Genomic DNA, 20128 nt, shown 5'->3' on the forward strand with positions numbered 1-20128 from the left:
CTAACGTGAAATCGAGCAGTTATCTACAAACCAAATCACCTACTTATTATGCGTATTATTCTTTTTTTATTACTTGTTGTTTGTTTGGGTACTTCTACTCAAGCTCAGGAAAAATTGTCGATCTCTAAAGTAAAGACCCTAACCATGCCCCTAGCCCCTACTTTAGAGCCGGCAGAAACCCCGATCAAGAAGTTCCAAACAGCGGCAAGTTTTTTTAAAGTAAAACATGGCAGGGTTAAACAGGCCTTATCGTTCAGGCCTCGATCAAAAAGAATACAATTGGCTTAATTCGTTACATCCATAGCTGCTGCGTCCAATACTTCATTTTCTGGTTCTTTGGCAGGTAAAACCTTTGGTGCCAAGATTTCCCAAACATTTTCCATAACAATTTTTTGTGCTTCGGCCGTTGGGTGAATACCATCTTCTTGGTTTAATGATGGGATACCGGCAACACCCTCTAACAAGAATGGAATCAAATGAATAGCGTTCGCTTCTGCAAGTTTGGGGTACATTTCTCTAAATTGAGTTGTATAGTCGGCACCCATATTCGGTGGAATCTGCATGCCGGCCAAGATAATCTGTGTCTCCTCATTTTTATCTTTTACCATATCGATCATCTTTTGAAGGTTGTTCATACTTTCCTTTAAGGGAATTCCTCGTAGACCATCGTTTGCACCCAGTTCCAGCACAAAAATATCTACGGGTTGGTTCAGCACCCAATCCAAACGGTTCAATCCGCCAGAGGTCGTCTCTCCACTCAATCCTGAGTTGATCACTTTATAATTCAAGCCTAACGAATCTAGTCGCTGCTGAATCAAATTTGGAAATCCTTCTTTTGGATCTAATCCGTAAGCTGCCGTTAGACTATTCCCATAGAACAAAATCGTTTTGGTATCAGACGCTATTTTCTCGTTTTCAGAAATATTGGAAGTGCTGGAATTGGATTCATTCTGTTTTTTCTCTGGATTTTCACCACACCCGACCAAGACCAATATCCATAAAAAATAACGAAACTTTAATACTTTGAACATACCCTTATCTTATTAGAATTCAAATCATTTACTTATTTTGTTAGCTTGTAGCAAATTGATTTATGACAAAGATATTAAACGTACGCAACCTTAGGAAGACGTATACAAGTGGATCTAAGAAATTAACGGTGTTGGATGATATTTCCTTTTCCATTGACGAGGGGGCAAGTTTTGCGATTGTCGGACCCTCCGGGAGTGGAAAGACCACCTTACTGGGCCTTTGCGCCGGTTTGGACCAGATAGACGAAGGTAGTATTACCTTATGTGGAGAAGATATCGGTACTTTGAACGAAGATCAACGAGCACTTTTAAGAAATGAAAAAGTCGGTTTTATTTTTCAGGATTTTCAATTATTGCCCACGTTAACGGCGTTGGAAAACGTAAGTGTGCCTTTGGAATTGCAGGGGGCACCGCATGCCAGCAAAGATGCTATGGAATTATTGGAGAAAGTAGGTCTTGGCAATCGACATGATCACTATCCCTCTCAGTTATCTGGCGGTGAACAACAGCGGGTCGCTTTGGCAAGGGCTTTTTCCAATAAGCCCCGAATATTGTTTGCCGATGAACCTACTGGTAATTTGGACGAGGAAACAGGTGAGAAGGTCATTAAATTGTTGTTCGATTTAAATAAAGAAATGGGAACGACCTTGGTTATCATAACCCATGACCTTGAATTGGCAAACCTGAATCAACACGTTTTACGACTTAAAGGGGGTAAAATAGTAATTAATGAAACCGCATCCATATCTTGAGTAACCCACAAAGAACTTCAAAAGTAGGATTTAATTGGTTGGTGAAAATGGCTTGGCGCGATGGCAAGGCAAGCGGCAAACGTTTGCTATTGTTCATGGCCTCGATTATCCTTGGCATAGCCGCCGTAGTCTCCATACAATCGTTCAGTGATAATTTAAACGACAACATAGGGCTGCAATCCAAAGCCTTGATGGGTGCCGATTTTTTGATCGATAGTAATCAGCCGGCCAATGAACGTGTAATCCAAATAATGGATTCTTTAGGTGGTGCCGATGCCCAGGAAGTCAGTTTTGCCTCCATGGCAGCCTTTCCTAAAAGTTTAGCCACGAAATTAGTTCAGGTGCGCGGTATTGAAGGCAACTTTCCTTTTTATGGAGAATTGGAAACCGAACCTGCCAGTGCGGCTCAGGAGTACCAACAAAAAGGAGGGGCTTTGGTAGACGCCACGGCTATGCTCCAATATAATTTGAAACCTGGTGATAGCGTTAAATTGGGGACCATTACCTTTCCTATTATCGGTTCTTTGATAACTGCTCCCGGAAGTACGGGGATAGGAGCTACGGCCGCACCACCCATTATTGTTCCGTTTCGGTTCATGGAAGAAAGTGGTCTTCTACAAAAGGGAAGCCGTTTGGAATACAACTATTATTTTAAGAATACAAAAGCGGATTTAAAGGCCCTTAATAAGAAGGTAGACCCCTTATTGGATGCTGAAAATGCGGATATGGATACCCATACAGATACGAGTCAGCGTTTGGGAAGGCGGTATGAAAATGTAGGCCGGTTTTTAAACCTAGTGGCGTTTATCGCTTTATTGTTAGGCTGTGTGGGTATTGCCAGTTCTGTGCATATTTATATAAAGGAGAAGCTGAAAGCGGTGGCCGTTCTCAAATGCTTGGGCGCTACCCGTAAACAGACATTTTTCATATTCCTGTTACAAATTGCCGGGATGGGTCTTCTGGGCGGACTCATAGGTACCATTATCGGGTTGTTCTTGCAACAAACGTTCCCACTAATTTTACAGGGGTTTTTACCCTTTGAAGTGGAGATCTCGACTTCGTATCAATCTATTTTTGTCGGCTTGTTATTGGGCGTTACTATGTCCGTTTTGTTTGCACTTTCACCTTTGGTGAATACTTGGTTTGTTTCGCCATTACAAGTCTTAAGGGTGCAGGAAGATACCGGAAAAAAGTCCCGACCTTATCAAATTTGGGTGGTTGCGGCCATTGTACTTTTTGTATTCCTGTTCGCCTATTGGTTGTTGGGCCGATGGGGATTTGCCGCCAGTTTTGTGGCGGGAATCCTGATTACCTTTTCCATATTGTCAGGTGTTTCCATTGCCTTTATGCGATTGATCAAACGCTACTTCCCAAAATCGTGGAGTTTTTCGGCCAGACAAAGTTTATTGAATTTGTACCGCCCAAATAACCAAACCGTTGTCCTTATTCTGGCCATTGGTATTGGGACTTTTTTAATCAGTACCTTATATTTTACGAAGGATTTTTTACTGGCCAAGGCCACTTTTGAAAGCAATGAGAAAAGTCCCAATTTAATACTTTTTGATGTACAGACCGAACAGCGGGAAGACGTGGCCAATACCATTTTACCCAAAGGTCTTCCGGTCATCAACAACATTCCCATCGTGACCATGCGGTTAGAAAAAATAAAGAATCGTCCGGTAAATGATATCCGTTTAGATTCTACTACGCGAGTGAATAAATGGATCTTAAGCCATGAATTTAGAACTACGTATAGGGATTCGATGATCGGTTCTGAAAAACTATTGGAAGGGGAGTGGATGCCAAAGGTAGACCCCAATGCGGGAGCCATTCCTATTTCTTTAGCCGATAATGTGGCCAATGATGCCTTAGTGACCGTAGGAGACACCCTCATATTCAATGTACAGGGAAAATCGATGACCACCTTTGTAGGCAATATTAGGCAAGTGGATTGGGCACGAATGCAACTTAATTTCTCGATTGTCTTTCCGACGGGAGTGTTGGAGAATGCGCCGCAGTTTCATGTACTCACTACTAACGCTCCTGATAAAAAATCCTCCGCCAATTTACAACGTGAACTGGTACGTAAATTCCCCAATGTCTCCATCATCGATTTACGACAGGTGGTTACCTTGGTAGAAAATATATTGGACAAAATATCTTGGGTCATCACCTTTATGGCCTTTTTCAGTATCCTTACCGGAGTCATCGTATTAATAGGTTCTGTAAGAAATAGTAAATACCAACGCATTCGTGAAAGTGTGCTGTTACGAACCCTAGGAGCTCAAAGTAAACAGATTTTAAAAATCAATGCGTTGGAATATTTGTTTTTGGGTGTTTTAGGAAGTGGAGTAGGGGTTTTACTTTCCTTGGTCAGTAGTTTTTTGTTGGCCTATTTTATATTCGATACGCCCTTCGTTCCCTCATGGGTTCCCTTTGTTGTTGTTTTACCGGGTATTACCTTATTGGTTTTGGGTATTGGTTTGTTGAACAGTAGTGGTATTTTAAACAGTCCCCCGTTACAGGTGTTACGTAAAGAAGGGAATTAAAGTAACTTATTTTTTAAAGTATGCTGTTATTCAATGGGTTACTTTACTATTTTAGGGTTTTCTAAGAAGTATATAGTTATTGGCCATATAGAACTGTTAGGTGCAATTAAAATCAACTCATCGTTAAACAATGACACCAGAATATCGAATAGAAACTGAAAATCAAATTAGAAAGTATTTTAAATCATTTGATGATATAAAAGAAATTGTGCATATTAAATGTGAAGAAACTTTTACCGATTTAGATGTTGCTGTCAACGTTTGGAATGTAAAAACTGAAAATGAAGCATATTGTAGTCGAAGGTGAAAACTCACCAATGAATTTATATACCCAAAGAGAGCATTATTTTTCCGCAGACGAAGCCTATTCTTTTCATATGGGAATTACTCAACGATTGACCAAAAAGCATCAAAATGATTTTAAGCATATACTTGATGAAATTCCTTTAGACATTAGTCATTTAAAATCAATAAGCAGGAAGTTAAACATGGCTTCAGAAAAACTTTCGATTGATTTAGAACCTGAAGAATTTCAGTCTATTGGACTTTTATGCAGGGAAAGTTTAATTGATTTATCAAAAGTACTATGCGAAAGAAATCCTGAATTGATTAACGAAAAAGAATTAAAAAAATCTGACCTTAAAGGTGTAGCCAACGCTTTTATAGAATTTTATATTCCTGGTACTCAAAACTCGGATTTAAGAAATTATTCCCGAAAGTTAGTAGATAGTGCATGGAGTTATAATTCAATGATAGTTCATTCAAAAAATAAAAAATATCCAGACGCGAAAATTGCATTATTATTTACTTCTTCAACGATTAGCTTACTTGAAAATTTATTTTTTAAGCATATAGGATTTGACCAAGAATTACCTTGTTCTGAATGTGGAAGTTTACAAATGGAATTTATAGAATTTGAAAAAGATAAATTAAAACAAGTTTGCATGAAATGTGAACACGAAGAAATTTTATACCCTGAAGAATATTAGCTGCTCATGGCAACATGTAAATTAATTGCTTGTTATGGCCTACTAACAATGTTACCTCTAATAAAAACCAATAACTCAAAACGAATTAACTAAGAATTTCTATCTTCGAAGTCTGTTATACTAATTCAACATATTATCTGGGTCTTTCTAAAAAGACAAAAGCTCGACAAAAAGAGTAATTAAAGCATAGAAATCTTTCGATTTTTTTATGCTCAGATAATCACATCCAGTTATTTCATCAAATTTTAAACAAATACAATTGATTTTAAATCGATTGCTTTATCACTTGCAATGTGTTCGACATTTCAATAGGTGATGATAATACAATGATTAGAAATGAACAGTAAACAGTTAATAAGTAGAAACATAGAAGTGTTTTACAACAAAGCATCCGAAGAAACCAGACTCGACAAAGGAATGGGCATATTTGAGTTTGAACGGATCAAATCACTCATTGAAAAACATATTTCAGCTCCATCATTAACAATAATCGATGTAGGTGGTGGAACGGGGAAATATTCAGAATGGCTTGCGAAAAAAGGACATCAGGTTCATTTAGTAGAACCCGTTACTAAACATATCAAATTAGCCCAAAACAGAGCCAATAAATTAAAGAACAAATTTTCAATTCAATTGGGCGAATCTCGAAAATTGGAGTTTCCAGCTAATTTCGCAGACCTAATACTACTCCACGGACCACTTTATCATCTTCAAAAAAAGGAGGATCGAGATTTAACCATTCGGGAGGCTAAAAGAGTTCTAAAAAATGATGGAATTATTTTAGGATTTGCCATTAATTACGCCGCATCAACGTTGGTAGGTCTTTTAAATGGTTTAATTCATAAAAAATCGTTTTTTGAAATGTGCAAAGAAGAATTGACAACGGGAAAACACAATCCGCCAGATGATTTTCCTTGGCTGTTAGCTGAAGCATATTATCATAAACCTGAAGAATTAAAAGCGGAGTTTATAAATCAAGGATTATTCTACCTTAATACCTATGCTGTTGAGGGTATGGCTTGGTTAGACAAAGATTACTTTGCAAGTATGCTGAATAACGAAAAGAAAAAAACGCTAGTAGAACTTATCAACGTCACAGAAAATGACAGTTATCTTTTACCTTTTAGTCCACACATGATGATAGCCGTCCGCAAAAAATCAACTTATGAAAAATAAAGAGAACTATTATAAAGCTTTAATCGCAAATAAAGGTCAACTCAATGAGATTGACCTTGGGGAGAGAATTGGAATTGAGGAAGACGAGACACGTGAAATAATCACAAGACTTCTGGGGGAACATAAAATAGTATATACCCAAAATAGGGCTTGCAGTTATAGTCTTAGCAAAACAATGAAAAGGAAAACTAAAAACACATAACAAGAACTACGCTTAAAACCGGTACTGTTCAACGCTAAGTTTTTGAAATATCCGTTCTTTGCTAAAACCTTTAAAAATAGCTTTTGGCATTGGTTCATTGCTTTTGGACTATCTTTTTATAAGAAAAACAACTAATATTCAACAAGTAATTTACATAATGAAAATTCTAAAACTAAAATTATTTACAAATGAACTTGAGTTAGAACGAAGATTCTATGCTCAAACCTTAGGTTTTCAAATTATAGAGAATACTGCAGTTTCCTTTACAGCCAAAATCGGTTGGAGTGAGCTTACTTTTCAAAAAGCTAATAAAAAGCATACCTATCACTACTGTTTTTTAATTCCGTCGAATAGGTTAGAGAAAGCTTTGAATTGGATGGAAAAACGTGTACAGGTCATTGATATAGCCAACGGAAAGAAAGTACAGAGCTTTGAAAGCTGGAATGCGGATTCATTTTACTTTTATGATGCAAGCGGAAATATTGCCGAATTTATTGTGAGACACGATTTAGATAATGGAATTAGTACTGACTTTAATATTTCTGAGGTATTGTGCGTAAATGAAATAGGTATGCCGACCACTACCATTGAAAAGGCGAACAAAGAACTACTTCAACATTTCGGTACCGAATTTTGGAAAGGTGATTTCAAACAATTTGGTACGAATGGTTCACAAGAAGGTCTATTTTTATTGCCAAACTACACTTTAAAGAAAATTTGGTTTCCAACTTCTTCGGTAAAAATTAATCCCGAACCTTTTGAAATTCTACTTGAAAACAATGGCACGAGCTATTCGATGGCATATAGCAATGAAAAAATAATACCAAAGACCAACCCCTTTTGAATTAATTACCGGTTTTATTCTGAATATAGTGCTATATAGATTTCTATTCAGTTCGTATTCTTTAATTTGGGCAATAAAGTATGAAATCAAGAGTATATTGTTAATTGTTGTTTGAGCATATAGGAAAATGAAGATACTCACAAAAGGACAGTATTACGGAAGTCAAAATTCAGAGGTATCCTTTAATGGAGTTCTCTTATCACAATATACCTATACAGGTGGTAAAACCGATTGGCATTACCACGAGAACCCCTATTTCATGTACGTGTTACAAGGCAATATGATGGATTGTAATACAAAGCTCAAAACCTTATGCCCTTCGGGAAGCTTAATGTTCAATAATTGGCAAGAACCTCATTATGGCTCTAAACACTCTGATGTTGCTGGCGGATTTCATTTGGAATTCGAAAAAACGTGGTTCGAAAAGAATGGAGTAGATTTAAAATTACTTGAAGGGAGCCAGCGTATTGAAAATCCCCAATTACATATTCTTTTCGCGCAGTTATATCAAGACTTTGTTCTTTCCGATGACTATAGTCAAATATCGGTCGAGCTTTTGTTACTTCAAATCTGTGAAACGTTAAGTAATATAAAACAACTTAATTCGCAGGAGACCCCAAACTGGGTAGCTGGTTTAAAAGAATTGTTACATTATGATACGGCTACTTTAAGCCTTGATTATTTATCCAAAGAGTTAGAGGTACATCCGGTACATCTTTCAAGAGCAGTGCCCAAATACCTTTCCATGAGCCTTGGTGAATACCTAAGAAAACTGAAACTTAAAAAAGTGCTTCCGCTGTTGCTAGACCCTTCAATCTCGCTAACCGAGATTTCTTACCAAGCGGGGTTTTCGGATCAAAGTCATTTTAACCGTGTCTTTAAATCCCATTTTGGGATGAACCCTAGTTATTTTCGAAAAATGATGAAGAAAAAGGCCTGATGTTAATCTCATACAATTTCTAGTACTAGTGAGGTGTTACTTTTGTGCATCAAATCAAAGAACATGCATAAACATCGATCAATTGTAGTAGTACTCCTAGTATTTTCATTAGTGGCCTTTGCTCAAAAAGAAAAGAAAGATTACCAAGGTGAATGGATCGGGTTCCTACCGAACAAAAGTTGTTTCAATTTTAAAGTAACCCTAGAGAAACTGACCAATGATACCTATCAACTCACTATCGCCAATGACAAAATTATCATTGATGAAGATGTGAAGTCTTCAAGTAAAGATGCTGTAGTATTCAATGTAAATCAACAACTGTTTTTCAATTTGGCATATGATCAAAAGAACGAAGAACTTATCGGATTCATTAAAACCGGAAGATTTTTTTACCATGTGAGTTTACCAAGTTTTGGTAAACATCAATTTAAGGGTTCTTGGAATCCGTTGATGTTTGATAATGGGTTGCAATCCGATGATATTATGCTGTATGTGGAGAACACAGATGAGGGCGGTATGGCCGCATATCCTTTTTTTGGGGACCAACGATTCAGAGGTGCATGGACAAAGGGCTTTAAAAAAGAAGGCGAAAACTTGTGCTTTAGGGATAGTAATACAGGGCTTAATTTTAAAGCTGAATTTTTAGACAATACGATTGAACTCGAAGTTTTTTTACTCGATACATTACTGACCAAAACAAGTTTAAAGCATACAGAAGATGGCTGGGAATATAATTCAGATCCAATTGAACAATCACATACCACAAATACTCCAGCTACACTGAATGATGGTTGGAAAACGGCGAATATCAATGACTTTGGTATCGATGGAAAAGAATTGGAAAGGCTAGTAGATAGTATTGAAGGACACAAATTAGAGAATACACATAGTGTTCTTATTGCGAAAGCCGGGAAATTGGTATTTGAGACCTATTATGATGGATATAATGTGAATATTCCGCATGATTTACGTTCGGCCTCCAAAAGCATCTCGTCTGCCATCATTGGTATAGCAATCGATGATAAAATTATCAATAGTGTAGATGAGCGATTGTACAATTTTGTTCCAGAATACTATCAGTACACGCAGGACTCCTTAAAATCTAAGATAAGCATCGAAGATTTATTGACCATGAGCTCTGGATTCGATGTGAACAATCTAGCCGCAGAAGATTATTACCAAAACCCGACGAATACCAACCCATGGCTTGAAACAGTTCTAGAGGCTCCCGTGGTCAATGAGCCAGGCACGTATGCCGATTACGGATCGGCCAATCCGTTTTTATTGGGTATATCCTTAAATGAGCGATTAGATATGCCACTCGAAACTTACATGGACGAAAAGCTATTTGCCCCTTTAGGAATAACCAATTATATCAATCAGACCGATGATTCTGAAATCACACCGTATTTTGGTGGCGGTATGCTTTTAACATCTCGAGACCTGCTTAAATTCGGGCAGTTATATCTCGATAAAGGTAAGTGGAAGGGAAAACAAATTATCTCCGAAAACTGGGTAGATCTATCCTTTAAGAAGCATGTGCAATTACAAGATACCAAGGATAAAAATGAATATGGATACCTTTGGTGGCACGATACCTATGAATTCAAAGGTAAGATGATTGCGTCCATTGAGGCAAGAGGTGCAGGGGGACAGTTTATTTTTATTCTTCCGGCTTTAGAAGCTGTAGTGGTCATCACCTCAGGAAATTTCAGGAACGGTAAAGGCAATCAACCAAGGGCAATTTTAAAAGACTTTGTACTTCCAGCGATAGTACATTGAAATAAAGTAAATAACTTTCATGCCTGGGTAAACCGCCTGAGCTTTTCCTACGCATAAAATCTCGCAAGTTCCTTCAAGGTTCAGTTTGTATATACCAAAATGTGCGACTTAATAAGCAACTAATCTTTAGGTCGTCAGTAAGCGTCAGCAATTCATAACATCTTTTCCGTATTCCAAAGGTATGTAAAATAGATTGGCTGCATCGCAGGTTATATTTTAAAACAATACGGACACTAAAATTCTATCATACAATAATGTTTTGATTTTTTTGTTCTTAACATTTGACTCTTCTCTTTTTACCGCTCATTATAGGAAAACTATTATATTTATGAACCATACTATGCCATTTTTAACCATCCATGAGGAGAGCGTATGGCTATCTAAAAGATAACTATGGAAGATAAGCGATTAGAAGACGTATTGTCCTATGAACTTTTGGACACGCTTCCTGAAAAGGATTTAGACGAAATTACAGAACTTGCTTCACTCATTTGTGGAACACCGATATCGTTGATAACTATTTTAGATGATAAACGCCAATGGTTTAAATCGAACAAAGGACTAGAGCAGAGCGAAACCGATATAAAAGATTCTTTTTGTCAGCATGCTTTGCACAGGCCTAACGAGGTATTGGTTGTAAAAGATGCCTTAAAGGACTCTCGTTTCATTGATAACCCTCTAGTATTGGATAATCCAAATATTCGTTTTTACGCAGGGGCACCACTTGTGACAGAGCAAAATAATGTTTTAGGAACTTTATGTATTATAGATCGAAAGCCTCGAGAAATATCCAGGGAACAAAAGAATGCCCTTCAAATTCTTGCAAGAAGGGCTATGACCAGCATTGAGTTGAGAAAAACAATTCAAAAGCAAGCGACCTCAATTGAATTGAATGCCAAAAGACTGATTAAAATTACAGAAAACATACCCATAGGATTATACGAACTTAAAATTGATAATGAGGGTAAAATGAAATTTCATTTTTTAAGTAAAGGAATGGAAAAAATATGCCCAGATGTTGACCTTGACAATTTAATCGAAAATCCTGATATGGTTTATGGGTTAATACATCCCGATGATGTTGATGATTTAAAAAAAAGTTTGGCAAATTCAATTAAGAACAACACAGATCTTTATCATGAATATCGAATTAAGTTTGAGCAAGAATATCATTGGCATGCGATGGTCGGAAAACCGGAACGTACCGAAAAAGGAGGGAGTATACTATATGGGTCTTTTACCGATGTAACACATCATTATAAGTATGAAGCCGCTTTGGAGCAAATATCGTTCGACATTTCTCATGTGCTACGTAGACCTGTGGCCTCTATGCTAGGGATCACCAGCTTACTTGAATCTGAGGAGTATTTGTCTACAATGAAGTTGAAAGAGTATTCCAATTATATGAAAATCATTGTCAATGAGCTCGAGCAGTTTACCCGTAATCTCAATGATATATACCATAGAAAAAAGAACGAGATAACCGGCCACTATAACAGGTATAAAACTAAAGTCGAATAGAGTTTTATTTACCCTCTGTTTTAATAGGGCAATGCTTTAAGCGGAGTTCAAATCTCGCCAAATTCTGGGCTTTTGCCTTTTCTTTTAAATATCTGGTATTCTCCATTAAGGTTAAAAATGATATTATCGTACGAGATTGTCGTAGGGCCTATACCCATTTGAGAAACTGGAAGTAGTTTATAGATTTGTTTCTGTCTCGGACGAATAAATTGATGTGTGGTGAAACTTTTACTTAAAAAAACATTCGAATGCTTGGGAAAGCATTAACGTTCAACTTTAAGTGCTAATAGATTCTATTTTTCATAATAGTAGTCGTTGGGAGTAAAGGACAACATTTTTTATTTTTGAATTACGAAGCATCAAAACCATTAAATCAGAAAAAATGAATACCAAGATAGTAATGAGCGCAAGTGCCTTGTTCTATTTTATAATAGGAAGCCTACTTTCTTTTTTACCCAATGAAATAGCCACCTATCTAACTATAGACGATAATGGTATTACGGTACTTTTTTTGCAAATAATGAGTGCCCTATTTTGAGGTTTTGGTATTTTAAATTGGATGGCCAAAGGAACGCTAATCGGAGGAATCTATAATAGACCCATTGCCCTTGGAAATCTTATGCATTTTGGAGTTGGGGTAATTGCATTGATAAAATTTGTTTCTAATACTCGAATACATTTAGAAATTATTATTCCGCTCACAGGAGTATACGTTATTTTCACTATGCTTTTCGCTTATATATTTAGAACTCATCCGGCTCGGTCAGGAAATTGAAAACTCTAGTCTAGCAAAGCGTCATTAAAATTAAAAAGCAGCGGACTGGAAGTGCAAATTAGACAAGAAACGGAAACTAAGTCGACCCTCTAATTTTTCCTAAATCCGTATGTTAAATTAACATCTTGTTGGTTCAGCTTTATAAAAGGTAAACAAGAAGGACATTACTTTAGCTCTTATGATTTCAATTTCGCAAAAATCGGTATTCCGGCAAGATATGCCAATGTGCTTACGAAGGATTCAAATGAGCCAATGAAGATTATTTTCCAAAATGGTATGATGGAAGCGAGTTCTAGGTGGCTCGAAATTAAAAATATGAGTTGCTTAATCGATTGATTGCTTAACTGAGATTCAATGGAATATTTTAAAGCTGATTTCTCCTTTGGGACATTTTTCTATTTTGTTTTAGGAAGAAGTAAGAGGATAAAGGCAGTTTAAGTTTTAAAACCTAGTGTCTAAGGCACTTTTTGGAAAAGGATATTTAATTTTTTCTTTCAGCACGTCATTGGATTAAACTTTTACTAATATTCCCCTGTATAGTTTATATCCAATTTTCAATGGAGTTTCATTTTATAAAGTCAATCTTACATTCATAAGAAATGATGACGGTTATCGTAATAATTATAGTTTCTGGCGCACTTATTATTGGTGCGCTTTGGGGTATTTACGGGAAACTTTCAACACGTACCGAAGGTTTTTTAGTGGCATTATCCGGGGGTGCCCTATTGGTTTCAGCGTTGCTGGAATTGATTTATCCGGCATTAAAAAATAATTCCATTTCCTTAACCTTGATTTCTATTACCGCGGGAGCCATTACGTTTACACTTTTAGACTACTTGGTAAAAGAGAAATGGGGTTCTCAAAGCGGCGTGGGTTTATTGGCGGCCATTACTTTGGACGGTATTCCTGAAAACCTCGCTTTAGGAGTAGCTCTGATCGGGGCGGGACCTCTATCGGTCGCTGCATTGTCCGGTTCCATATTATTGTCAAATCTTCCAGAAGCTGCCGGGGGTTCTAAAGAGATGGCAAAAGATAATCGCTCAAAGAAAAAAATCTTGCTACTTTGGATCGGTACGGCCCTTCTATTGTCCGCAGCAGCGGTAATCGGAAATTATTTTTTGGCCGATGTTAAAAAAGAATACCTGAATTACATCAAATGTTTTGCCGGTGGGGCAGTGGTAGCTTCTCTGGCGTTGGAGGTATTTCCAAAGTCGTTTAAAAAGGATAAGTATTGGACGGGTGTTGCGGTAACCATAGGGCTCATTTTGGCACTCTATCTTAATAGTTTGGGAGAATAGATTTTACCTCCCGACTTTAAAAAGTTTTCTACACGGTTTAGTAGGGTGTTGGCCTTGCTGATCTATTGACGTAGTTTTATTTCTTAATGAACTCAGTAATATTTTAATTGAAGTAACTACAGATTATACCGCATATAAAAATAAATAAATGAAGAAAGAACATCAATATCAAACCCAAGTACAATGGACAGGAAATACAGGAACCGGAACATCGGGTTATAAGGACTATGATCGCAGTCATACGATTTCGATTTATGGCAAGCAGGAAATACATTGTTCATCGGACCCGTCATTTTTAGGGGATTCCTCAAAATATAATCCGGAAGAATTATTCGTAAGCACGATAGCATCATGTCATATGCTTTGGTATTTACACTTTTGCGCAACGGCGGGTATCGTGGTGGTCTCCTATACGGATAATGCAACAGGGGTCATGGAAACGGAATCTGATGGCAGGGGTCATTTTACCGAAATCACTTTATATCCTTTAGTCACCGTCACCGAAGAACATATGGTAGAAAGCGCTTTAGAACTTCATGAAAAAGCGCATGAATTTTGTTTTATCGCCAATTCGGTCAACTTTGTTGTAAACCATAAGCCCAAGTGTACCGTATAGTTTTTATCAAAACCCCTATTTTAGGGGAATGACAGGAACATGACACCTAAATGTCGTGAATATGGCGAGCCATATGAAATACATTTGCTTCATCAATTAATACGAAAAAAATGGAAAATCGATCGCTCGCCGAAAGGCTAAAATATCATAGACAAAGTAAAGGGTATTCTCAAGAGGAATTATCGATGAGAACCAATGTCACGGTGCGTACCATTCAACGTATTGAAAAAGCAGATGTAAACCCTCACTTGAATACCATTAAATTACTGGCCGCTGCTTTAGATGTTGAGGTAAATGAATTAATGCCCTTACAAAATCCGAAGGAGGAAACCTTAAAGAAGAAATGGTTGCTTTTAATACATGCAACGCCGTTACTAGGTATTTTTTTACCCTTGTTCAATGTGTTGATTCCTTTATTTCTTTGGATTCATAAACGGGAGGATAATCCAATTTACGATGTTCATGGAAGAAAGGTCATCAACTTTCAGATTACGGTCTGCATTTTGGCCGTTCTATCCTTTATAAGTTTACTGACTATTGAAAAATGGGGCTTTTTTATTTTTATGTCTACCGTTCCAATATGTATTGGAATCATGCTGTTCAATATTATCTATGTACTTCAAAAGGATAAATGTTATTATCCGTTAGCCATACCCTTTTTAAGAACGAAATTCTCGAAAGGACTAAAATGTGTTTTATTTCTTGCAGCGCTTTTAACGTTTTGTAATTGTACGTCACAAGTTGATCAAAATATCGAGCGCATAGATGGTTCATCGATATCAAGAACTGAGTTGGATGCCCGTATTGCTCATTTGGTAGATACGGCAAACGTAACCGGATTTACGGTCACTATTTTTAACAAGGACACTGTGGCCTATCAAAAAGCCTTTGGCTATGCGAACAGCGCTAAAAAAGATAGTCTTAAAATACAAGATGTGATGTATGGTGCCTCTTTGAGTAAAGCGGTATTTGCATATATAGTGTCAGCTATGGTAAATGAAGGTTTGTTAGATTTGGATACACCTTTACAAGATTACTTGGATGTACCCTTACCGGAAATTCCTTTTAGGATGGAGTGGAGAGATTTTAAAGATCTAGCCAACGATGAACGTTACAACAATATTACGGCTAGAATGTGCCTATCCCATACGACTGGATTGCCCAATTGGAGGTGGATCAATAGAATGGGGGAATTTCAACCTGATGGGAAAATTCAAATATATACGGATCCAGGTTCGACCTATAGTTATTCTGGGGAAGGTATACGTTTACTTCAGAAAGTAATGGAGCGAATTTTAGGCTCGGGATTGGAAGAATGGGCAAGGGAGCGCGTCTTTGATCCTTTAGGAATGGACATGACCAGTTATGTGTGGCAAGAACGTTTTGAAAATAACTATTGTTTTGGACATACCAAAGATCAACAAGTACTTGCGAAGGATACCGAAGATCAGGCCGGGGCAGCAGGTTCTATGGAGACAACCTCCGTTGATTATGCGAAATTCCTAACAAAAATTATGGAATTAAGCACCAATAACTCTGAAGTAACGCGATTGATGTTTAAACCTAATATTCAAATTCATTCAAAGAAACAATTCGGCCTCGAGGCACTTAAACAAACGGTTGAAAATGATGCTATTGCATTGAGTTATGGGCTTGGTTGGGGTATTTTGACCTTACCGTATGGCCATGGTTATTTTAAAGAAGGGCATGGAGAAGGTTTTCAACATTATTCCATCCTATTTCCAGAAAAGCAGATCGGAATACTGATCATGTCAAACAGCGATAATGCAGAAAGTATATTTAAAGAAGTTTTGGAAATAGGTATTGGAGATTATTATACACCATGGTATTGGGAAGATTATATTCCCTACAATCAATAAGCAAGTAGATTATAAATGCCGTTTTAAACTGATAATTCTCTCAGTAATCGTGAATTGTCAACTAATCCACATAGCTTTGCAACTGAAAATACAAAAGCGATTGCTATGGCCTTGTTTACAGATTTAAAGATTTCTAGGAATTTAGAGAAAGCCTTGGCCGATCTTGGTTTTGAAAATACAACCCCGATCCAGGAGCAAGCTTTTCCAATGGTCATGAGTGGCAGTGATGTGGTCGGAATTGCCCAGACGGGCACTGGAAAAACATTTGCCTATTTGCTGCCCATTTTAAATTCGTTACCGTTCGCCAAAGAGATACATCCTAGGGTAGTGATTTTAGTACCTACCCGTGAATTAGTAGTTCAGGTTGTAGAAGAGACTGAGAAATTGGCGAAGTATGCGGCTATACGTGTTTTAGGAGTATATGGCGGCACCAGTATGCTCCGTCAAAAAGAGGCTTTGGCGCAAGGAACAGATGTTTTGGTGGCCACCCCGGCTCGATTATATGATTTGATTTTAACTAAGGCCGTTCAATTAAAGTCGGTTAAAAAACTGGTCATTGATGAGGTCGATGTGATGTTAGACCTTGGTTTTCGATTTCAATTGGTCAACATTTTTGAACTTTTGCCACAAAAACGGCAGAATATTATGTTCTCTGCCACAATGACCGATGATATTGAAGCCTTTATTACCGATTTCTTTGTGGGGGTACAAAAAATATCTATTGCCGTAAGCGGAACTCCATTAGAGAACATAACTCAATATGCCTATGCTGCTCCTAATTTTTATACCAAGGTAAATCTATTGGTCAATGTATTACAAGATGAAGAAACCTATCATAAGGTACTGGTGTTTGTATCGAGCAAACGTAGTGCAGATTTATTGTTCAAGGAACTAGCGGAATTTTTCAGTGAAGAAATCTGTATCATTCATTCGAATAAAACTCAAAATTATCGATTACGTTCCATCAAACAATTCGATGAAGGTAAAAATAGAATATTGGTAACTACAGATGTCATGGCCCGTGGCTTAGATCTTCAGGAAATATCGCACGTCATCAATTTTGATACGCCTGCTTATCCTGAAAATTATATGCACCGCATCGGAAGGACAGGAAGAGCAGAGAAGGAGGGAACCTCGATTTTAATATATACGCCAAACGAGGAAGAATACAAGAAATCGATTGAAACCTTAATGTCCCAAAAAATTAAAGAGTTGCAATTACCTACAGAAGTCGAAGTAGCTACCAAACTTACTTTTGATGAACAGCCGAAGCATAAAGAGCGTGAAAACCCTTTGAATATTAACGAAGAAGAACGAGGGGCCAGTTTTCATGAAAAGGCTGATAAGAACAAAAAACAAAACCAAGGCGGTTCATATAAGCGTATCATTCAAAAGAAATACTCCAAACCGAAGACCCGTGGCGATAAAAACTTCGGGAAACGGAAAAATAAATAACCAGGTATTTTTCCAATAGGTTATTTCAATTATCTCGTTTCTTTTGTAAAGAAAGGTTTTGGCTTTTTTAGTACTACTTCACTAAAATGACAATTTAGAATATCGATGAACTGCACACCCTTTCGGTGTGTGGTTTCTGGCTTGAAAACCGGTTATCGACCCTTTTTTACACTTCATCAACAAATTTTACGCTAGCCGAAAATCGGTGCGTTTCAGCGACCGTAAACTACATTGCCCACACCCTCAAGGTACCTTTATAGTGTTCAACTAGACATTATGAAAGCACTATTTACCTTACTATTTATTCTTATCGCCACAGTTGCGATGGCACAAAATTCCAAACAAAATGATAAAGTGGACACTATTGAAATAGGTGTTACTTTGGTTGATGGCAATACAGATATTAATGGGGCAAAAACGGTTACAATCAATCCTGAAACGTCAGTAGCACGTTTGTACAGATACAAGAATTCTAGAGTGACTCGAGAGTTAACCTTTGTTACTAGAATTAATTACGGTAAGTTGGCATAATCTTTGCCCAAACATAAAAGGTGCAATGAAGCACCTTTTAATTAATTAAGTTATGATGTTACTGACACTTTTAATTCCTGCTCTTATAATTTTTACGATTACTTCATTCACAACAAAGAACAAAACTAAACTACGTACCATTAAAGTACCCGTAGACAAAAGGAAGTTTTAGTTCTTTATTCCCGGTTGTTTTAGGGTATAGTTAGTTTTAGCTTTTGCTTCGTCTACCTGCCGTTTAACGTCTGCCAAAAGGGCTTTTGAGTCATAAATGATACCATCCTTAATGGTATATTTTACTCCACCAACACGAACCACCTCGTTTTCATCGGTAAGTTTAATAGCTCCGGTGCCATATAAGATCTTGAAATTTTGTAGCGGATTTTCTTCTACAACGACAAAGTCTGCCAATTTGCCTACTGTCACAGAACCTAATTTGTCTGCCATACCTAAAGCCTCGGCACCGTTCAAAGTTGCAGATTGAATAATTTCTAACGGATGAAATCCTGCTTCCCTCAATAATTCCAGTTCGCGTATATAAGCAAAACCGTAGAGTTGGAATATAAAGCCAGAATCTGAACCAGTAGTTACCCGTCCTCCTCTATTTTTATATTCGTTGATAAAGGTCATCCATAATTTATAGTTCTTTTTCCATTCCACTTCTTGCTCCGTACCCCAATCGTGCCAATAGGATCCATGGGATACTTTGCTGGGTTGGTAAAATTCCCAGAGGGAAGGAAGGGTGTAATCTTCGTGCCATTCGGCGCGTCTTGCCCGTTGTAAATCTCTACTGGCCTCGTATATATTAAACGTAGGGTCAATGGTGAAATCTAGTTCCAACAATTCGTTCATCACTTTGTTCCAATGTTCGGAATAGGGTTCCGCCGCTTGGGCCCATAATTTTCCAGCATTTTCAAAGCGATCTTGCTCGTTTTGATAATTATAGTCTAACGGAAAATCTTGAACGGTTCGGTCATTGAACAGCGCCTCTGGGAGCCCGTACCAATGCTCCATCGATGTCAATCCCGCACGTGCGGAATGTAATACATTCCAACGAGCAACGCTCATTTGTGCATGGTGACAGGCAGAGCCTAATCCCAATTTTTTATTTTCGTCCAAAGCGGCTTCCATTATCGCAGGTTCGGCTCCAAAGAATTTGATACCATCTGCACCTTTATCGGCATTATAACGTACCCATTCACGGGCCTGTTCAGGGGTGGTTATAGGATTGTCGTTCAAACCATTGAATTTGCGACTCCTTTGCCCAAAGGCAGTATAGGTCATAATACGAGGAGCGATAATTTCATTTTTCTCACTCTTTTGTTTAAGTTCCATGGTGAAATCGATACCCCTTCCTGCAACTTCCCGCACTGTGGTTACGCCATGTGCCATCCAAAGTTTAAATACATAGTCAGGATCGGCACCCTGAGCATCGCCGCCAATATGGGTGTGCATGTCGATAAAACCAGGCAATAGGTACATACCCGTACAATCCAATTCTTTTCCACCAGACTTTAATTGTGGCCGCTTTGCAGCATCGATGGCTACACCTGGGTATCCTACGACTTGAACACTTTTAATAATATTGTTTTCTACTACGATATCCATGGGTCCCTGTGGGGGCGCTCCGTTTCCGTTGATGAGCATAACGCCCCTTATGATCAATTGCGAATGTGGACCGTCACCTTCTAGGGATTGTGCTTGGCTTATTGAAAATCCGGCAATTATAATAGCAAAAGCGAGGAATCTTGTTTTGAACATGAAACTGGTTTTTAGTTGGTTGTCTAAAT

18 protein-coding genes are annotated in these 20128 nt (G+C 37.7%); 16 read left to right on the top strand and 2 right to left on the bottom strand.

What is annotated here, in order from left to right:
• Nucleotides 1–48: 48 nt before the first annotated feature.
• On the top strand, nt 49–288 hold the full coding sequence (locus ACNR9Q_RS08825) for a hypothetical protein (RefSeq protein WP_419210854.1): 240 nt from the start codon (nt 49–51) through the stop codon (nt 286–288).
• Here the strand turns inward: ACNR9Q_RS08825 and ACNR9Q_RS08830 are convergent.
• Nucleotides 285–1031 carry an arylesterase gene (locus ACNR9Q_RS08830; protein WP_419210855.1) on the bottom strand — a complete coding sequence of 249 codons (747 nt, stop codon included), beginning with the start codon at nt 1029–1031 and terminating at the stop codon, nt 285–287. The two genes, ACNR9Q_RS08825 and ACNR9Q_RS08830, sit on opposite strands and share 4 nt — an antisense overlap.
• A gap of 62 nt (nt 1032–1093) precedes the next feature.
• Between ACNR9Q_RS08830 and ACNR9Q_RS08835 the strand changes: the two genes are divergently transcribed.
• The 15 genes from ACNR9Q_RS08835 to ACNR9Q_RS08905 all read left to right on the top strand — a co-directional run bounded on the left by ACNR9Q_RS08835 (nt 1094) and on the right by ACNR9Q_RS08905 (nt 18341).
• Complete coding sequence (locus tag ACNR9Q_RS08835; RefSeq protein WP_419210856.1) at nt 1094–1783, top strand: ABC transporter ATP-binding protein; 690 nt, start codon at nt 1094–1096, stop codon at nt 1781–1783.
• A gap of 47 nt (nt 1784–1830) precedes the next feature.
• A complete protein-coding gene (locus ACNR9Q_RS08840) occupies nt 1831–4332 on the top strand; it encodes an ABC transporter permease (RefSeq protein ID WP_419214263.1) in 2502 nt (833 codons plus the stop codon).
• 281 nt (nt 4333–4613) lie between these two features.
• Nucleotides 4614–5321, top strand: coding sequence for a hypothetical protein (locus tag ACNR9Q_RS08845; protein ID WP_419210857.1), 708 nt, complete (start codon nt 4614–4616; stop codon nt 5319–5321).
• A 336-nt stretch (nt 5322–5657) separates the two neighbouring features.
• Nucleotides 5658–6497, top strand: coding sequence for a class I SAM-dependent methyltransferase (locus ACNR9Q_RS08850; RefSeq protein ID WP_419210858.1), 840 nt, complete (start codon nt 5658–5660; stop codon nt 6495–6497).
• Nucleotides 6487–6699 carry a hypothetical protein gene (locus ACNR9Q_RS08855; RefSeq protein WP_419210859.1) on the top strand — a complete coding sequence of 71 codons (213 nt, stop codon included), beginning with the start codon at nt 6487–6489 and terminating at the stop codon, nt 6697–6699. Before ACNR9Q_RS08850 ends, ACNR9Q_RS08855 begins: the two co-directional genes overlap by 11 nt.
• Nucleotides 6700–6856: 157 nt before the next feature.
• A complete protein-coding gene (locus tag ACNR9Q_RS08860; protein WP_419210860.1) occupies nt 6857–7543 on the top strand; it encodes a VOC family protein in 687 nt (228 codons plus the stop codon).
• A gap of 127 nt (nt 7544–7670) precedes the next feature.
• The gene (locus ACNR9Q_RS08865) at nt 7671–8483 is read left to right on the top strand and encodes a helix-turn-helix domain-containing protein (RefSeq protein ID WP_419210861.1); all 813 of its coding nucleotides are present in this window, start codon (nt 7671–7673) and stop codon (nt 8481–8483) included.
• Nucleotides 8484–8546: 63 nt separating this feature from the next.
• Nucleotides 8547–10265, top strand: a complete 1719-nt coding sequence (locus ACNR9Q_RS08870) for a serine hydrolase domain-containing protein (RefSeq protein WP_419210862.1) — start codon at nt 8547–8549, stop codon at nt 10263–10265.
• Nucleotides 10266–10658: 393 nt separating this feature from the next.
• Nucleotides 10659–11786, top strand: coding sequence for a GAF domain-containing protein (locus ACNR9Q_RS08875; RefSeq protein WP_419210863.1), 1128 nt, complete (start codon nt 10659–10661; stop codon nt 11784–11786).
• Nucleotides 11787–12168: 382 nt separating this feature from the next.
• Nucleotides 12169–12324, top strand: a complete 156-nt coding sequence (locus ACNR9Q_RS08880; protein ID WP_419210864.1) for a hypothetical protein — start codon at nt 12169–12171, stop codon at nt 12322–12324.
• An 836-nt stretch (nt 12325–13160) separates the two neighbouring features.
• Nucleotides 13161–13859 carry a ZIP family metal transporter gene (locus ACNR9Q_RS08885; protein ID WP_419210865.1) on the top strand — a complete coding sequence of 233 codons (699 nt, stop codon included), beginning with the start codon at nt 13161–13163 and terminating at the stop codon, nt 13857–13859.
• 148 nt (nt 13860–14007) lie between these two features.
• Nucleotides 14008–14475, top strand: coding sequence for an OsmC family protein (locus ACNR9Q_RS08890; RefSeq protein WP_419210866.1), 468 nt, complete (start codon nt 14008–14010; stop codon nt 14473–14475).
• Nucleotides 14476–14585: 110 nt separating this feature from the next.
• Nucleotides 14586–16355: a serine hydrolase gene (locus ACNR9Q_RS08895; RefSeq protein ID WP_419210867.1), complete on the top strand. Its 1770-nt coding sequence runs from the start codon at nt 14586–14588 to the stop codon at nt 16353–16355.
• Nucleotides 16356–16460: 105 nt separating this feature from the next.
• Nucleotides 16461–17810 (top strand): DEAD/DEAH box helicase, encoded by a 1350-nt coding sequence (locus tag ACNR9Q_RS08900; protein WP_419210868.1) that lies wholly within the window; start codon nt 16461–16463, stop codon nt 17808–17810.
• A 276-nt stretch (nt 17811–18086) separates the two neighbouring features.
• Nucleotides 18087–18341, top strand: a complete 255-nt coding sequence (locus ACNR9Q_RS08905) for a hypothetical protein (RefSeq protein ID WP_419210869.1) — start codon at nt 18087–18089, stop codon at nt 18339–18341.
• 168 nt (nt 18342–18509) lie between these two features.
• Here ACNR9Q_RS08905 and ACNR9Q_RS08910 read toward each other — a convergent pair whose 3' ends face one another.
• Entirely contained in the window at nt 18510–20099 is a 1590-nt protein-coding gene (locus tag ACNR9Q_RS08910) for an amidohydrolase family protein (RefSeq protein ID WP_419210870.1), read from the bottom strand.
• Nucleotides 20100–20128 lie beyond the last annotated feature (29 nt).

This window comes from Maribacter sp. X9 (genome assembly GCF_048537565.1).
In the GTDB taxonomy this organism is placed as follows: Bacteria; Bacteroidota; Bacteroidia; order Flavobacteriales; family Flavobacteriaceae; genus Maribacter.

Excerpts from the sequence above, each read along its gene's own strand:
- ACNR9Q_RS08850 (WP_419210858.1), top strand. The coding sequence starts at position 5,658 with ATGAACAGTAAACAGTTAATAAGTAGAAACATAGAAGTGTTTTACAAC.
- ACNR9Q_RS08825 (WP_419210854.1), top strand. The coding sequence starts at position 49 with ATGCGTATTATTCTTTTTTTATTACTTGTTGTTTGTTTGGGTACTTCT.
- ACNR9Q_RS08855 (WP_419210859.1), top strand. The coding sequence starts at position 6,487 with ATGAAAAATAAAGAGAACTATTATAAAGCTTTAATCGCAAATAAAGGT.
- ACNR9Q_RS08885 (WP_419210865.1), top strand. The coding sequence starts at position 13,161 with ATGATGACGGTTATCGTAATAATTATAGTTTCTGGCGCACTTATTATT.
- ACNR9Q_RS08870 (WP_419210862.1), top strand. The coding sequence starts at position 8,547 with ATGCATAAACATCGATCAATTGTAGTAGTACTCCTAGTATTTTCATTA.
- ACNR9Q_RS08840 (WP_419214263.1), top strand. The coding sequence starts at position 1,831 with ATGGCTTGGCGCGATGGCAAGGCAAGCGGCAAACGTTTGCTATTGTTC.
- ACNR9Q_RS08880 (WP_419210864.1), top strand. The coding sequence starts at position 12,169 with ATGAATACCAAGATAGTAATGAGCGCAAGTGCCTTGTTCTATTTTATA.
- ACNR9Q_RS08910 (WP_419210870.1), bottom strand. The coding sequence starts at position 20,099 with ATGTTCAAAACAAGATTCCTCGCTTTTGCTATTATAATTGCCGGATTT.
- ACNR9Q_RS08875 (WP_419210863.1), top strand. The coding sequence starts at position 10,659 with ATGGAAGATAAGCGATTAGAAGACGTATTGTCCTATGAACTTTTGGAC.
- ACNR9Q_RS08890 (WP_419210866.1), top strand. The coding sequence starts at position 14,008 with ATGAAGAAAGAACATCAATATCAAACCCAAGTACAATGGACAGGAAAT.
- ACNR9Q_RS08905 (WP_419210869.1), top strand. The coding sequence starts at position 18,087 with ATGAAAGCACTATTTACCTTACTATTTATTCTTATCGCCACAGTTGCG.
- ACNR9Q_RS08900 (WP_419210868.1), top strand. The coding sequence starts at position 16,461 with ATGGCCTTGTTTACAGATTTAAAGATTTCTAGGAATTTAGAGAAAGCC.
- ACNR9Q_RS08830 (WP_419210855.1), bottom strand. The coding sequence starts at position 1,031 with ATGTTCAAAGTATTAAAGTTTCGTTATTTTTTATGGATATTGGTCTTG.
- ACNR9Q_RS08895 (WP_419210867.1), top strand. The coding sequence starts at position 14,586 with ATGGAAAATCGATCGCTCGCCGAAAGGCTAAAATATCATAGACAAAGT.
- ACNR9Q_RS08835 (WP_419210856.1), top strand. The coding sequence starts at position 1,094 with ATGACAAAGATATTAAACGTACGCAACCTTAGGAAGACGTATACAAGT.
- ACNR9Q_RS08865 (WP_419210861.1), top strand. The coding sequence starts at position 7,671 with ATGAAGATACTCACAAAAGGACAGTATTACGGAAGTCAAAATTCAGAG.
- ACNR9Q_RS08845 (WP_419210857.1), top strand. The coding sequence starts at position 4,614 with ATGAAGCATATTGTAGTCGAAGGTGAAAACTCACCAATGAATTTATAT.
- ACNR9Q_RS08860 (WP_419210860.1), top strand. The coding sequence starts at position 6,857 with ATGAAAATTCTAAAACTAAAATTATTTACAAATGAACTTGAGTTAGAA.